The organism is Bacillus sp. AFS098217 (genome assembly GCF_002551815.1).
Taxonomy (GTDB): domain Bacteria; phylum Bacillota; class Bacilli; order Bacillales; family Bacillaceae_G; genus Bacillus_A.
Window position 1 is genome coordinate 76109 of the sequence record NZ_NVPR01000054.1, and the last position, 15369, is coordinate 91477.

Below are 15369 nucleotides of genomic sequence, written 5' to 3' on the forward strand. Positions count from 1 at the left end.
CAGTCGATCACCCTTCCTTTTTTCAATTCTTTGCCTAGCCATTCCATCCCCCTTATTCCAGTCATAAATTAACACTTTTTTCATATTTCACTAACATATACAACACCTTAATTAAATTATCCTCCCGCTTTAAGGAACGAAAGAATATTTTTTTGCATCTATTCCACCTTTTAGACATGATAAAAAAGTCATTTTCCTTCTTGAAAGGAAAATGACTTTTTATTAACGACCTCGTCTTTGCTGCTTTTGCTTTGTACTACTTTGCTTTTTACTTGGTTTATGAAATGATTGTTGTTTTGTATTTTTCGACCCTTCACGATTATCTTTTTGACGATATTGACCTGTTTTCTTCGGCTTTTTCATTTGCTGTTTTTGCTTTTCTTCATTCGCATCATTGTTTTCTTTAACAGGCTGCTCTATCTCTTGTCTTTGCAATGCTCTGCCAATATATTTCTCAATCTCTTTTAAATACACTTCATCTTTTGGTGCGACGAATGTAATTGCAAGACCTGATTCACCAGCACGTCCAGTTCGGCCAATTCGGTGTATGTAACTCTCTACATCTTCTGGAATGTCATAGTTAAATACATGCGTTACGCCTTCTACATCTAATCCACGTGCTGCTACGTCTGTCGCGATTAAATATTGAATTTTCGCATCGCGAAAACTCTTCATCACTCGTTCACGTTTCCCTTGAGATAAATCGCCATGAAGTTCATCACAATTATAACCGTATCCTTTTAAATCATCATATAATTTACTCGCTCTACGCTTTGTACGACAAAAAATAACTGCTAAAAACGGTTGATCTCGGTCCATCACATAACGTAAGGCGTCTTGTTTTGCACGATCCGTTGTTTCAATCACACGTTGTTTTATACTATTTACTGTTACTTCTTCGCTTTGAATCTGGATCATCTCAGGCTCTTTCATATAGCGCTTCGCAAGTTTTTTAATATCTTTTGGCATCGTTGCTGAGAATAACATCGTTTGTTTACTTTCAGGTGTTTCTTCTAAAATTTCTTCTATATCGTATAAAAACCCGAAATGAAGCATTTGATCCGCTTCATCTAACACAAGCATAGAAACATTGGATAATACAATTGTTTCGCGACGTAAATGATCTAATAAACGCCCAGGCGTTGCCACTACAATATGTGTGTTCCCTTTTAGTTTTCTCATTTGCTGCGCTACATCTTGACCACCATATATCGCAAGAACGTTGATATCGTCTCTATGAACAATCATCTTTTCAATTTCAGTTGTAATTTGCAGTGCTAATTCTCTAGTTGGTGCCACAATTAAAGCTTGTACATCACTTGATTTAGGATCAATCTTTTCTAAAATTGGCAAGATGAATGCAAGCGTCTTTCCTGTTCCCGTTTTCGCTTGCCCAATTATATCTTTTCCAGACATGACAACTGGGATTGCTTTCTCTTGAATTGGTGTTGCTTCCGCAATCCCATTTTCACGTAATGTATAATTAAACGTTTCACTAATTCCTAACTCTAAAAAGTTTTTCAAACAGATCACTTCTTTTCCTTATTTTTCACATTGAGTTTTCATTGTACCATTTGTTTCACTAAATATGAAAAATAAAAAAATTCTTATCTTCTCTTTTCACACCCACTATGTATGAGTTGAATGAACTCTTTTTGTTTCCACTTTGATTTTAGTCGTGATTGCATATTAGAAGGTGACAAATTGAACTACTCCCACCTACCTCTACACAAGCTTGAGGTGGCGGGATTCTCCTGTCTCTATCCTATCTTATCAATAGATCAAATACTAAAGGATACCAAATGCTGGCATAATGAAAGTAATCCTTCTAGCAAAACTACTATTAAAGCTAAGGAATAATAAAATCCCCCACTCAATTTGCGGGAGATTTTATCTTGCATATGTTCTAAAAAACAACCTACTATTTCCTCAATTCACTATATAAATCCATTTTCATTTTTCGACATCTAAATCCCTGCTANNACTTCGCATGTGATAGAAAGAGGTCCTGACCGCTTCTATGCATGGCCAGATGCTCTCTCCCACCTAAAAAGAGGGGGTTTTATGTCATTTTTTTAATTGATGTATATATAAAATCAACGTCTTTTGCTGTTACTCTTAAGATGTATTTACATTTAATAATTAACAATTTAAGATAAACGTTTATTTAAAGTTATTTCTTTTAAACTCTCTTTTATTTCCTCTTTCGTTCTGCCAATTTGACTTTCAACAATTGCTGTAATAGCGCCTTCTACTAATGCAGCGTCAATAATTTCCACATTCCCTTGCATTTCTTCATCTAAAAATTCCAGCGCCATCTCAGTATTCATAAATGCACTTCCAATATCAAATAATACCAGAACACCATCTTTTGAGTATACATGATGGATTGCTTCCTGAATTTTATTCATATCAGTTCCTAGTCTATGGTCCTCTGTGCCACCAGCAAGGGCTACCTTTGCATTCGGTGCCATCTGCTTAGCTAACTCGTAAATTCCTTCTACAATTTTTTCACTGTGGGAGACTAATACAATTCCAACCATTTTTATGCTCCTTTCATTTAAGCTTCTTTGACATATTCATAGATACAGTCTAATAAAAGCATACTCGATACTGCGCCGGCATCTTTATGCCCAATACTTCTTTCTCCTACATAACTCGCTCTACCTTTTCGAGCAATAATCCGTGCTGTATGTTCAGCTCCTTTTACTGCTGCGTCTTTCATTCGTTCCAAAGCTTCAAGTGTACTCTTTTCTTCTTTTATTGCTGCATCTAATGCTTCATATGCAGGAATGCATGCATCCAACATTGTTTTATCATCCAGTTCAGCTTTTCCTCTCATTTGAATTCCTGAAATCGCCTCTTTAAGTACTTCTTTAAATAGAATTATGTCTACTTTATTTTTCCCTTTTAATACATTACTTGCTTTTAAAAAAGCTGTTCCATATAATGGTCCTGAGGCTCCACCAACATTAGAAACAAGGGCCATTCCCGCCTTTTTCAGTATCTCTCCTAAATCATCAATTTCTTCATCTTTTATCTTTTCAATTACACTTTTAAATCCTTTACTCATATTTAAACCGTGATCGCCATCACCAATTGCTGCATCCAATTCAGATAAGTACAATTTATTTTCCTCTATTACTTTGTCCATTTTTTTTAGTAGTTCAAACACTTGCTGTGCATAAAACATATGGCTTCACCTCTATCCTAGTTGTTTAAAAGCTGGTGTATCCGCAATATCATCTAACAATTCTTTCATTTCTTGATCTAGCTTTAATACTGTAATTGAACATCCCGCCATTTCTAGTGAAGTCATATACTCTCCAACAAATGTTCTTACTACTTGAATTCCTTTCTCTTGCAATCGTTCATGCACTCGTTTATTCATTATATATAGCTCCATTAAAGGGGTACCTGATAATCCATTTACCATAACTGCTACTTCGTTATTTTCTTCTAATTGTAAATCTCTTAAAATATTATCAAGTAAATGATCACAAATTTCATTAGCAGATTTCATATTTTCACGATGTGTACCAGGCTCTCCGTGGATACCCATGCCAATCTCAATTTCATCTTCTCCAAGTGAGAAGTTTTCCTTTCCAGCAGCAGGAACAATACAAGAAGTAAGAGACATTCCCATACTTCTTACATTTGAAACTACTTTCTCTGCAACATCCTTCACTTCTTGTAAAGAAGCACCTTGTTCTGCTTTTGCTCCAGCAATTTTATGTACAAAAACCGTTCCAGCAATTCCTCGGCGTCCTGTCGTGAATGTGCTATTTTCAACTGCAACGTCATCATTTACAATAACAGATTCAACCGCGATCCCTTCCATTTCAGCAAGTTCATTTGCCATATCAAAGTTCATCACATCGCCCGTATAATTTTTTATAATTAATAAGGCTCCTTGTCCATTTTCAACTTCCTTTATCGCTTCAAAGATTTGGTCTGTCCTTGGTGAAGTAAATACTTCACCAAGGACAGCTGCATCTAACATTCCTCTTCCTACATATCCAGCATGAGCAGGTTCATGCCCGCTTCCTCCGCCACTTACAAGAACTACTTTATTTTTAGATCGATTTTTTCTAACTATTACATTAAAACCATCTAACTTTTGAAGGCACTCAGGATGAGCAAATGTCATTCCTTTTAACATATCTGAAAGAACTTCTTCAGGTTTATTGATTAATTTTTTCATAGAAACTTCCCCCTTAACTTTGTACAAATAAGAACGCTTCTTCACTGATTGTAACCGCTTACACAATAAATTAAATAGAGGACGTAATTTATTCTCCTCTCTACCCCTTAAGTATACTGCTGAAAAAATAGCAGTTCAACTTTTTTGTGAACATTCACATAAATTTAACACTTATAATTTTTTCTAACAATCTAAATATTTAAATGATTTTTTATACTGTAAAAGTCCCTTGAATAATAATATAAATTATGCCCTGAATCATGGACTTTTTTTAAGTGTCCACGATTCGGGGTTTTTGTGTGTTTTCACATCTATTTCCTCGTTATAATGGAAACAATGATAAAAGTAAGATACGGGAAATGAGTAAAATTATTTTTAATGACTTCAAATAAAACAATTAGAGGTGAATGAAAATGTAGTGAAGGTATTGGGACGTTCTATCATCTATCATGCTGACTTTAAAGTAAAAGCTGTGAAAAAAATCAGAGTCGGAAATGTCCTAATCAAATCTTCTTAAGGAATGAATTTGATTTAGGTATCATTGTGGGAAAATCCAAATCAATGTTTAAAACTCTAGAGAAAGATAAGTCTTAGTTTTTAAAGGCCTTTTTATTAAACTATCCATTTTATAGGGTGCAGTTCAATTTAGAATACTTTTTGGGGTTTAAACACCATAAAAATTTTATTTTCAACCAGCAAAATGTAAACTTTATACCCTAAGAAATTACTATACAGGAACATTTTGAATTCTTATATTGCCCACTTTGTATATCACCGTGAAATGCTAGAGCAACTCCAATTACAAAACTCTGATAATTCCTATCAGCACACCTCTTTTTTTATTTATGTTTATCAGCTAAATATCTAGCATAATGAATTAGATTCCTGGCCACATCTAATTCAAGATTAAATATACTAGGTAAACCTGGTCTCCAATTCACTTCAAACAACCACAATTTTTGGATTTTATCAATCCCAACATCAATTCCTAACTCGTCAAATAATACATTTTTATATAAAGAATTAAAATGGTTAGAAAAACTTATCGCAAACCGCTCCAAATACCTTTGGATATTGTACGAATTATTACCAAACTCTGTTTTTAAGAAACTCTCTAAATAAGTACTATAACCACCACTAGCCATGTTCGAAACAACGCTTCCCAATAAACCTATCCTTGGATAAATTGAAGTAATGACCCAATTTCCTTCCCCATTTCTTTGAACATGTAATCGAAAATCATAAACATGACCAGATTTTATTTGACATGAAATGAATCGTTGAACTATGTAACCCTGTTCTTGGATTTTATGAGATATAAAGTCTAATAATTCTTTTTTATTAATGGATAAAAGTCGCCCTTCCTCATTTATTTTGTAATGTTCCCTATATTTTTCAATGAAGACAATACCCTTACCTTGATGTCCAGATATCGGTTTAATAATAACCCTTTCATAGTTATTAATCATATCAAAAAATTTATTAACATCAGTTAATTCATAAAAGGGAATAAGATATTGCTCAAATTCTTTTGCTTGTTTAATTTTGTTATATACACTTAATTTATCTCCAATTGAATGACTTGTGAACGGAACCTTATCATATAAATAATCATAAATTTGCTGAGTTTTATCACTAACATTAACACTTGCATTATAAATAACATCGGGAAAAGAAAATTCTTTTTCAATCCATTCACCATTTTCATATATTTTCCCTAAAATTTTTTCAGTTTCTATATTAACTTTTCCTAAAGTAAAATAAAAAAAAGTTACACCTTCAGCTTTTGCTACAGCTGCATAAGCATATGCCTTCTTTACATCTCTTGGATCTTTCCGATGATGAAGCATACCGATTATAACCATATGAGTTTTCCTACCCCTCTTTCTAAATTTCTTTTTCAAACACGTATCAAATTCATCTTATATATATTCATAATCCCCCTTCATTTGACTAATTTTAAAATATAAAGAACGATTTTTCTCCCATTTTAATATTCTACTTATATATAAATAATAAATTTGAGTTTTTATAAAAATGATTGAAGCTAAGGGGGCATAAGACTATGAATACTATTGTTTTTATTGAAACAAATAAATCTGGATCAAGTAGAGAAGCAATCAAGGCAGCAGAAAAACTTAATTTCTTTACAATTTTGTTAACTAGAAAAAAAAAATTTCTTGAAGAACGCAATACATTTCCGGATGTACATGAAATGATTTTCACTGATATAGATGATTACGCTAATGTAGTCACAATAATTAACAAGCTTAAAAACACAGGAAAAAATATAAAAGGAATTTTTAGTTTTATTGATTCTTTCGTTTATGTAGCTGCACGTTTATCAAAAGAATTTTGTCCAAATATAATATCTACCGAAGCAATTTATCATATGGAAAACAAAATATTGACTCGTAATGTACTAAAAGATTTATCAATCTCACTCAATTATTTAGTTTATAAACCAAAAGAATCATTATCATCTTTTCTTAAAGAAGCTAAAAACATGAATTTCCCTGTTATCGTTAAATCCCCTAAATCATCAGGATCAAAAGATGTATTGTTAGCAAAAAATGAAAATCAATTAATTTCATCTATGCAAACTCTTTTGAAAAAACTACCTAATGAAAAAGTTCTAATTGAGGAATATGTAGATGGCCCTCAGTACTTGGTTGAAATTTTAGTTCACAATGGAAAAGTGCATATTATAGCAATAATTGAGCAAGAAATTACATTTCTTAATCGTTTTATTGTCACTGGTTATTCTTTGCTAGGGCAAGTAGACAAAAAACTATATTATAGCCTTCTCAAGACTATTAATTCTGTTATAAAGACTTTTAATATGAAAAATGGTGCTTGTCATATAGAACTACGTAGAATAAATGATGTTTGGAAATTAATCGAAATAAACCCTAGAATATCGGGTGGAGCTATGAATGACATGATTGAAATTGGACATGGAATCAACTTAGTACAAGAAACTATTCAATTAATGTTAGGAAACACACCTTCACTAAATAAAAAGCATTATAAATATGTATACACTCATTACTTAACAGTTAAATCTAAAGGAAAACTAATCCGAGTTACAGGAAAAAATCGTAGTTCTAAATATCCTGGTGTGGAAAAGGTTTATATAAAACCCAAAAAAGGAGCCATCCTAAAACCACCTACATCAATGGGGCATCGATGTGGATACATTTTAGCATCATCATATTTTAAAACAGAAGCTAAAAAAATAGCTTTAGAAGCAGCTAAAGAAGTTTCTTTTGAAATCGAAGAACTAATAGATGCAACGTAAGCAAAAACGGCATGTAAGCTGTATTTTCTCATATTATTTATCAGTAAATTTTTTATTTAGTTATAATATAATCATAATTAATTGATACACTTCGTGAACAAATTGTACTAACCCTTACTTTGAAAGTTTTACAAACATAGCAAGTACAACCTAAAAAACAAACAAGCACTTCCAGTAAGTGCTTGTTTGTTTTTCTAATTTTAAGTTTTAATATATTTACCCAAAGAGGAGTTTTTACTAATTCTTAAACTTCTCCTTCGCCGCTCTCATCTTCACATTTAAATCATGATCAATGGAGTCACGAATATCACGCTCTACTGCTTCCATCGCTTTTTGGAAATTTTGTAAGTAGATCTTTAATTCTTCTTCTTTTTCAGGACGTTGTGATGGTGGTAATTGTACCACTAGTGACAACATAGCTATTAAATCTTTCATTAAGAACGTTTCAAGTTTGTGCTGTTGCTCAAACATGCGTTGTTCTTGATAGTACGGAAGTGCGTTTAATACTAAAATTGTAATCTCATCAACCGTTCTTTGTAATGAAGGGTTAATTGATCGTTTATATACCTGAATCGTATTTAATGCATCAGGATAACGGTCGTAAAAATACAATTTATAAAACGATAGATCTGTTGGTTTGGATGATTGTTGCGATTCTTGCCTTAGGAAATCCTTTACTTTTATCGCCGCTACATCGATATCTTCATTTGTAACTTTTTTGGTTGCTTTCGCCATAGCGTGTACTTTTTTCTGTTTATCTTTCGGTAACATAGAGAAAACTTGTTCTCTTGTACGTTGGTCTGCTGCACAGAAAAGGGTATTCAATGCTTTCTGTTCCTTTTTCCCCTCTGTACGAATCCAGCGATAAAAGAGTGGATGCTGCGTAAATTCTTGTAAAAACGGCGTTGATTTATTTGATAATTTTTCAATTGATTCATGTGCGCGCTTATAAGGCTTCGCCCATGATAAATAAAATTTCCGACCGAAATACACAAGCGAGACAACGATCGTGAATCCAACTAAAAGTAACGTTCCGATTAGTATTAAAGCCATTTTAATAAAACTCATCTTTTCACCTCCTCTAATGACCCCTTATTTCTTTGGACGCTGAATGAGCTTTTGCTTCATTTCATCATTAAATGTGTCGAGTTCAATAACAAACTTCTTACTAGATTCAATAATACGCTCTGATGATTTCTCAGTTGCTTCAATAGCCGCAAACACATTTTGGAAGGATTCACGTAGCTTATCCATGCTGATTGCTGGATTTTCAAGCAACTGTGTTGTTTCTTCTGTGTTTTGTTTTAAAGCTTGTGAGTTACTTAATACCATCGATTCAATTGCTTCATTAGTCGCGTTAACTGCATCGATTGTTTTACGTTGATTTGTTAATGCAAGCTGGATTGCTGCTGAAACAGTAACAACGTTTTGCGTCATTGTAATCGCGTTACGAATTGCTTCTGTTAACTTTTCATTGTTTTTCTTAATGATATCTACAGATGCGATAGATTGTAGCAATACACTTTTTGCTTGCTGCATGTTTCGTGTACGTACAAGAATTTTTTCTAATGCATCATTAATTAATGGAATATCTTTTTGACGATCTGGATTTTGCTTTTCTGCTTCAAGCATGCCAGCAAGCTTTCGTCCTAGATACACTTGCTTATCAAGCGCATGAATTTTATCATGTGATTGTTCTTTTAACATTTCTAAACCGACTGTATCTTCCTGGAGATTGTCGCGTCCAATAAGTAATGATCTTATAATTTCTTCAATTTGTTTATCTATGGATTGATATTTATGAGCATACGTTTCAAGTGGATTTTTCTTGAATACTTTAAACATAAATTTCTTCATACCCGATGCTTTTAGTGAATTAGGATCGAGTTCTGATACTACTTTACGTAATTCTAGCAACGTATTTGGAATTTCTTCATTCTTTCCATTCATCATCGCTGTTACAGGGCGTTTAAGTGCTGATAATGTTTGCCCTGCAGCTTGCTGCTCTTTATCGCCCAAGTCTCCAAGTTGTGATAATACTTTTGAAAGATCTGTATTTTGTTCACTATTTAGCTTTTGTACGTAGAGATCAGCTTCTTTATTTAGTTCAACAAGTTCTTCATCTTTAATAACTGTATCAACAACTACTTCCACATTATCTTTCACTAATGATACAGGTTCTTTCTTCTCTAATTCAGTCAACAAAATCGCTCCTTTATTTATATGTGCGAAATTATTTGCACTATATTTCATCTAAGATATCGTATTCAACATGTATGATACTTGTTTGATAATAAACTCCTGCTTATGCAGTCATTCCCTGTTTCTTACCATAAGTATACCTGTTCTCTACATTATTTTCCTCAGACTTAAGACCTAGAATGCTACGTGCTGAAGGCGGATTCTTCACATGTTACACGTTTTATTGTTTAGTAATTCCGCTTTCAATTTTATTTTGTCCACCTTCCCATTTGGCTTCTTCGGTAAATGTGATAGTACAGTCCAATTTCTTGGTTGCTTATATGATATTAATTTTTGACGGCACTCTTTCTGAATATCAACTAATTCTCGAGAAAATTCCTTAACGATAACAGCCTGGATAATTTCTCCACGATTCTCATCCTTTTCCGCAAACACTACTGCTTCTGTAACCCCTGTGATTCCAAGTAATGCATCCTCTATTTCGCCAGCATAGACAAAGCTCCCAGCGGCTTTTATAATGTCTCGGTCTCTACCTACTAAAACAATTTTTCCATCTTCTCTTTGGAAACCAATATCATGTGATGTTACCCAATCTTCTATGAAAGTAGCTTTTGTTTGTTCTTCATTTTCAATATATCCTTCAAAGGCCTGACCGGATCGAACAAATAATTTCCCAAAGTTTTCTTTATCAGTTACTATTCGTTCTTTCTTCTCATAAAAAAAAGCAATCTCCACATCAGGGAATGGTACTTCGACTGTTTCAGGTGCAGTTCTTGCATCTTCTGATGTTAACAATGAGGCATACCCCATTTCTGATGATCCGTAATATTCATACAAAAATGATTTAGAAAAACATTCCTCAAATTTTTGTCTTTGTATAGTCGATAATTTTGTCCCAACTGAAATCATACACCCCGGAATTATTTCCTGCACACTTCGTTTTTGCTTTGCATGGCGAATTAAAGGCTCAATTACAGCCGGTGTGATAGAAGCACATGATCCTTTTGCTTTAAAAAAGGCCTCTGGTGTAAATTTAGATAATAAAACAATCTCAGCTCCAATAGCTAATGCATGAAGTGCCGGATATAACTGCGCTGAATAAGATAAATGTAACGGAACTACTATCCGATCACTTTCAGTTAGTGAAAACGCCTTACTCCATCCTTCAAAACTACTAGTCCAAGATCGATGACTTTAAACAAAACCTTTCGGTGTGCCCGTTGAACCTGAAGTATAACCAAAAAAGTATAACTCGTCCTTACTATTCACATGTCTAAAAGGAAATGAGATGGTATTATGCTCAATTGTTTGACATACAGTCTCTTTGGATGTGATAATCCAATTAGGCTCCGTTCTACTTACAATTGTTTTCCATTCAATTTCTGTAACGTCTGGATGAACTGGCATTATAATTCCACCAATTTTTGAAACCGCAAGTGCATCTTGAATCCATTCCATACAATTTTCCAACTTTATAATAAAAATATGCCTGGTGCCGCTCCGTCTTGCATAAGAACTGATGCACGATTTGAAACACATTGCGCCAACTCTTTGTAAGTCCAACTATCATGTTGTTCCGAAAGCGCAACGCGGTCAGGATATTTTTGTGCCTGCTCATAGAAATAAGAATGTATACGCATTTTTTATTGAATCTCCTTGTTTGTTATGACTATATTTTTTGTTTTTTTCGCGCCACAAACGCTCCTTTTTGAAAAGCTAGTAATACTGTTTCAAATGCATTATCTTCTTCAATCATCTGAATAAATTCCGCTAACTCTTCTGCATGTGAAGTCGCATTATCAATGACAAGAAATCCTTTTGGCTCTAATATGCGTTTTATATTTTCCCACCACCACATATATTGCGTACGCTCTGAATCTAGAAAAATAAAATCAAATGAACGATCTACTTGTGCATCTAAAAATGCGCCCGCTTCCTGATTATGAATATCAATCCGATGTCCAAGGTGGGCCTTTTCAAAATTCACAAGCGCCTCTGCGACCCGTTCTGAAGAAAGTTCAACAGTTGTAACATTTCCTTTTGTTTCTTCAGCTGCATTTGCCAGCCATAATGTTGAATATCCATTTGAAGTACCGATTTCTAACATTCTTTGTGCACTAAGCCCTTTTATTAAAATGGATAAAAACTGGCCCATTTCACGAGAAACATTTCTTAACTTTTCTTCTCGCTTTTCTTTTTTACTATCATGCTCTTCCCCATATCTTTCAAGTTCTAACAACAATGATTCTAAGGAACTCATACTATTCATCACCTCTCCAACAAATGTAATGATTAAAAAATTGATGAGAAAGTTGATTATGTTTGTCTACTTTTCATTATATGCGAAACGAAGGTCTTTTTCCTGTTATAAGGCAAAAATTTGAATTTTTTTGTAGCATATTGCTTCACTTTTTGGTAAAGTTAATTTCTACGTGTAATTATTCCATTCACATTATTTTACAATTAAAATGCAATCATTTTTAATCGGTATTTCAAATCAAAGAAGCGCCCTTTTTGGACGCATTTTCTTTTGTTTATAACTAATATGTAAGAAAGGATGCTTTAAACATGAACGTGATTAATTTAGATGCCGCTAGAAAACGTAAGCAGCACAAAAAGCAAATGATAACTATACCGATTATTAAACGTATTTACGAAGAGGACGGAGAAATCAAATTCGAGGTATTAGGCGAAAAGGATGTTCCTCTTGAAATGTTAGAGAAGTAAATGATATGGTCCTAAATTAAAGACGCATTTCTGTTGAAATGCGTCTTTTTCATTCTATACATTCTCATTTAAATGAATAAGTTTTTCTGGATTCACCATCATATAAATAGATGAAATTTTCTCTTCTTGAAACTCAAACGAAAGCACATACGCAGCCCGGTTATTTACATTTACAATAATACCTGGAACACCATTTACTATTCTAAATGTAATGGAATGTTCTTCTGACAACTTCTTAGTAATTCCTAAGAATAGACGTACAATCCTTTCAGAAGTGTAAATTGGTTTAAGAGCCGTTGTAACCTTCCCTCCACCATCTGATTTAAATATCGCATCTATTTTTAAGATTTCTAACATTCCTTGTACGTCTCCTCGTTGCAAAGATGTAACGAATTGTTCCACATATGCGGCCATTTGCTTTGTACTTAATTTTGAGACTTTCGGTTTATCCATTATACTCTTTCTAGCTCGATGAAAGATTTGTCGACAGTTAACACTACTCTTTTCAACGATTGATGCTATCTCATCATAATCGTAACCAAACACTTCTCGTAATAAAAATACCGCCCGTTCAATTTCAGATAACTGTTGCAACAATAAAAGATACGCTGTAGACATAGATTCCTTCATTATATATGTCATTGAGGGATCATCATTTTCTTCAACAAGTGGTTCAGGTAACCACATACCAACATAAACATTTCGTTTATGCGCTGCTGAACGTAATTTATCGATTGCACGATTTGTAACCATCTTACATAAATACGCTTTTACATTGCCATACGACTCTATCTCTTCTATTTGACTGAATGAAAGAAATGTATCATGAACGATATCTTCTGCGTCCATGACACTCCCAAGCATACGATAAGCTAAAGAGAATAATAAAGGTTTATACGCTTCATACAACTGTTCCGTTTCCACGCTCACTTGACCCTCTTTCAATTTGTGACTTTACTCAATTCTAAAATTTGGAGTGCCGCTCGCTTTCCACTAGCAACCGCAGCATCAGCTAATAATTCATCATGGCCAGCCCAATCTCCTGCAACATATATCCCTGGCATTTCAGGAACAGTAGGCCCCGGCTTTTCAGTACGACCAATATGAGGAAAATCATGGACAACTGTTATTTGGGGTAAATATTGTTTTACAACTAATTCCTGTTGCCACTTTGGATGTAAAAGCTCCATTGTATGTTCTAAACACATTTTATCCTCATTTGGATAATTGATTGGTACTGTAGGATTGTGATATTTTATCAAGCTAACTACTGCTGTCCCATCCTCACTTAACTTTGAAGCTCTTGATTGATTTGTAAAAAATACAGGTTGATCTAATCCTAAAACAAATTGATGTGATGGGTTGGGTAATTTTCTTAAACCAAGATCTAAGGAAGCAACTGTCACTGGCACTGATTGTTCTTTCCATATATGCAGCACTGTGTCTTTTGCTCCCTTAATAATTTTACAAACTTCTTTTGGTGGTATAGTAACGACAACCGTAGGAACTTCATATATTTGATCACCGGAACAGCGAATTCTTTGCATGTAATCTGAGTGGTCAATTTCAACCACATTTTTATTAGCTAGAAATTGAACCCCAGCATTTATAGCTTCATCCCTTAGCTTTGTTATAATAGTCTCCCATCCACCGTCTACATAAAAGACCCCTTCTTTCATGGAACGTTGAATTTGTTTTAATACAGAAGATGCTAGCTGTATGGTCGGAGCATATGTGTATGTCGATGTTCGGCATAATGCATAGAACATATTTCTTACCATCGGATCTTTTATTTCCTTTTCTGCCCATATATTCAAACTCATTTTAGGAATTGTATCCAAGTTTAATTTCCCTAGCTTTAACATCAGATGAGAAAATTGTATTTTAGCAGGCCATGAAAGTAATGATGTAGATAAGATAGAGCGAAAATCTGTTGGCACTGTATACACATCATTTTTCCATATACCATGTGCGTTCGTTGAAGGTATTCCCCCTGAAAGAGTGATTCCAAGTTCCTTAAAAGCTGATAACGCTTCTCCTCCTCGATATAAAGCGTGCGCCCCAAGGTTCATCAGAATGCCATTTTTATTCGTTGTTATGGCTCTTCCGCCAAAACGACTTGATTTTTCTAATACAACAACTTTTTTGCCTTCCCTAGCTAAATAAATCGCGGCAGTTAATCCAGCAAGTCCCCCGCCAATAATTGCCACATCGAAATTCTTCATATCAATTCCTCCCTTATTGTTCTACATACAAGACGAATGAAGAAAGAGGAATGTGACATTTTTTAAAATTTATTTTTCCTTCCAAAACAAAAAAATCCCTTATCTCATATTAAAGGATCTTTTTGTTTACATAATATTATTACCAATAACTTATATGAGTGGTACTCTTCAGCGGAACTGGATTCCAACTTTGTTGTATGGTTTGCCATGATTTGACTGTTCCATCTTTACTTTTAATAAACGCTTTAAATTCTATATTTCTCTCAGCTGGCAACACAACATTGCCCCTCCAATCATTATTATAAGAATCATAATATAATTGAATTGGATACTGCTTTGTGTCCCACCGCCCTAATTCTGCACGATTCCCAGTAATATAAACTGGATCGTCTATTGTTGTAGGAGCATTTTTTACTACAATCGTTTGCGTGACAGGGGTCACACCTAATAAATCTTTAAACTTCCCCATTAATGAATTGTTATAATAGACTCTACCATTTTATACAATAGATAGTTATATATCCATTTTGATTTTTCGACATCTAAATCTCTGCTATGCAGAATAAAAGTAACCTACACTCGTTTTCTCTTTCTGTTTTTACTTCGCATGTGGCAGGAAAAGGCCCTGACCGCTTCTATGCATGGCCAGATGCTCTCTCCCACCTAAAAAGAGGGGTTTTATGTCGGTTTTTTAATTGATGTATATATCT

At 34.0% G+C, this 15369-nt stretch carries 14 protein-coding genes and 2 pseudogenes; 2 read left to right on the plus strand and 14 right to left on the minus strand.

What is annotated here, in order from left to right:
- Positions 1-222: 222 nt before the first annotated feature.
- From COO03_RS15215 to COO03_RS15235, 5 genes are all read right to left on the minus strand, one after another.
- Positions 223-1533, minus strand: coding sequence for a DEAD/DEAH box helicase (locus COO03_RS15215; RefSeq protein WP_097897963.1), 1311 nt, complete (start codon positions 1531-1533; stop codon positions 223-225).
- 617 nt (positions 1534-2150) lie between these two features.
- A complete protein-coding gene (dhaM, locus tag COO03_RS15220; protein WP_097897964.1) occupies positions 2151-2543 on the minus strand; it encodes a dihydroxyacetone kinase phosphoryl donor subunit DhaM in 393 nt (130 codons plus the stop codon).
- A gap of 17 nt (positions 2544-2560) precedes the next feature.
- Positions 2561-3193, minus strand: a complete 633-nt coding sequence (gene dhaL, locus COO03_RS15225; protein ID WP_097897965.1) for a dihydroxyacetone kinase subunit DhaL — start codon at positions 3191-3193, stop codon at positions 2561-2563.
- A gap of 12 nt (positions 3194-3205) precedes the next feature.
- Positions 3206-4204, minus strand: a complete 999-nt coding sequence (gene dhaK / locus COO03_RS15230) for a dihydroxyacetone kinase subunit DhaK (protein WP_097897966.1) — start codon at positions 4202-4204, stop codon at positions 3206-3208.
- Positions 4205-5043: 839 nt separating this feature from the next.
- Positions 5044-6069 (minus strand): YheC/YheD family endospore coat-associated protein, encoded by a 1026-nt coding sequence (locus tag COO03_RS15235; protein ID WP_097897967.1) that lies wholly within the window; start codon positions 6067-6069, stop codon positions 5044-5046.
- Positions 6070-6269: 200 nt separating this feature from the next.
- Between COO03_RS15235 and COO03_RS15240 the strand changes: the two genes are divergently transcribed.
- Positions 6270-7505 (plus strand): ATP-grasp domain-containing protein, encoded by a 1236-nt coding sequence (locus COO03_RS15240; RefSeq protein WP_097897968.1) that lies wholly within the window; start codon positions 6270-6272, stop codon positions 7503-7505.
- A 237-nt stretch (positions 7506-7742) separates the two neighbouring features.
- Here COO03_RS15240 and COO03_RS15245 read toward each other — a convergent pair whose 3' ends face one another.
- The 6 genes and pseudogenes from COO03_RS15245 to COO03_RS15260 all read right to left on the minus strand — a co-directional run bounded on the left by COO03_RS15245 (position 7743) and on the right by COO03_RS15260 (position 11967).
- Positions 7743-8573, minus strand: a complete 831-nt coding sequence (locus tag COO03_RS15245) for a DUF3974 domain-containing protein (RefSeq protein ID WP_097897969.1) — start codon at positions 8571-8573, stop codon at positions 7743-7745.
- A 24-nt stretch (positions 8574-8597) separates the two neighbouring features.
- Complete coding sequence (locus COO03_RS15250) at positions 8598-9707, minus strand: toxic anion resistance protein (RefSeq protein WP_141523280.1); 1110 nt, start codon at positions 9705-9707, stop codon at positions 8598-8600.
- Between the two features lie 204 nt (positions 9708-9911).
- A complete protein-coding gene (locus COO03_RS27650) occupies positions 9912-10142 on the minus strand; it encodes an AMP-binding enzyme (protein WP_230322484.1) in 231 nt (76 codons plus the stop codon).
- Positions 10143-10400: 258 nt separating this feature from the next.
- Positions 10401-11246, minus strand: a pseudogene (locus COO03_RS27655) (AMP-binding protein); the annotation flags it as partial.
- On the minus strand, positions 11180-11347 hold the full coding sequence (locus COO03_RS27660; protein ID WP_230322483.1) for a hypothetical protein: 168 nt from the start codon (positions 11345-11347) through the stop codon (positions 11180-11182). The gene COO03_RS27660 and the pseudogene COO03_RS27655, both read right to left, overlap by 67 nt.
- A 29-nt stretch (positions 11348-11376) precedes the next feature.
- Positions 11377-11967, minus strand: a complete 591-nt coding sequence (locus COO03_RS15260) for an O-methyltransferase (protein WP_373605256.1) — start codon at positions 11965-11967, stop codon at positions 11377-11379.
- A 308-nt stretch (positions 11968-12275) separates the two neighbouring features.
- On the opposite strand from COO03_RS15260, the gene COO03_RS27115 reads away from it, so the two are divergent.
- Positions 12276-12434 (plus strand): hypothetical protein, encoded by a 159-nt coding sequence (locus COO03_RS27115; protein WP_097897972.1) that lies wholly within the window; start codon positions 12276-12278, stop codon positions 12432-12434.
- Positions 12435-12488: 54 nt separating this feature from the next.
- Here COO03_RS27115 and COO03_RS15270 read toward each other — a convergent pair whose 3' ends face one another.
- The 3 genes and pseudogenes from COO03_RS15270 to COO03_RS15280 form a co-directional block, all read right to left on the minus strand.
- Positions 12489-13358, minus strand: coding sequence for a sigma-70 family RNA polymerase sigma factor (locus tag COO03_RS15270; protein WP_097897973.1), 870 nt, complete (start codon positions 13356-13358; stop codon positions 12489-12491).
- 17 nt (positions 13359-13375) lie between these two features.
- A complete protein-coding gene (locus COO03_RS15275; RefSeq protein WP_097897974.1) occupies positions 13376-14659 on the minus strand; it encodes a phytoene desaturase family protein in 1284 nt (427 codons plus the stop codon).
- Positions 14660-14798: 139 nt separating this feature from the next.
- Positions 14799-15149 (minus strand): annotated as a pseudogene (locus COO03_RS15280) (carbohydrate-binding module family 20 domain-containing protein); the annotation flags it as partial.
- Between the last annotated feature and the right edge of the window lie 220 nt (positions 15150-15369).

What these genes read in the sequence shown, in the direction of transcription:
- dhaM (WP_097897964.1), bottom strand. Translation starts at nt 2,543, where the DNA reads ATGGTTGGAATTGTATTAGTCTCCCACAGTGAAAAAATTGTAGAAGGA.
- dhaL (WP_097897965.1), bottom strand. Translation starts at nt 3,193, where the DNA reads ATGTTTTATGCACAGCAAGTGTTTGAACTACTAAAAAAAATGGACAAA.
- dhaK (WP_097897966.1), bottom strand. Translation starts at nt 4,204, where the DNA reads ATGAAAAAATTAATCAATAAACCTGAAGAAGTTCTTTCAGATATGTTA.
- COO03_RS15235 (WP_097897967.1), bottom strand. Translation starts at nt 6,069, where the DNA reads ATGGTTATAATCGGTATGCTTCATCATCGGAAAGATCCAAGAGATGTA.
- COO03_RS15240 (WP_097897968.1), top strand. Translation starts at nt 6,270, where the DNA reads ATGAATACTATTGTTTTTATTGAAACAAATAAATCTGGATCAAGTAGA.
- COO03_RS15245 (WP_097897969.1), bottom strand. Translation starts at nt 8,573, where the DNA reads ATGAGTTTTATTAAAATGGCTTTAATACTAATCGGAACGTTACTTTTA.
- COO03_RS27660 (WP_230322483.1), bottom strand. Translation starts at nt 11,347, where the DNA reads ATGCGTATACATTCTTATTTCTATGAGCAGGCACAAAAATATCCTGAC.
- COO03_RS15260 (WP_373605256.1), bottom strand. Translation starts at nt 11,967, where the DNA reads ATGAGTTCCTTAGAATCATTGTTGTTAGAACTTGAAAGATATGGGGAA.
- COO03_RS27115 (WP_097897972.1), top strand. Translation starts at nt 12,276, where the DNA reads ATGAACGTGATTAATTTAGATGCCGCTAGAAAACGTAAGCAGCACAAA.
- COO03_RS15275 (WP_097897974.1), bottom strand. Translation starts at nt 14,659, where the DNA reads ATGAAGAATTTCGATGTGGCAATTATTGGCGGGGGACTTGCTGGATTA.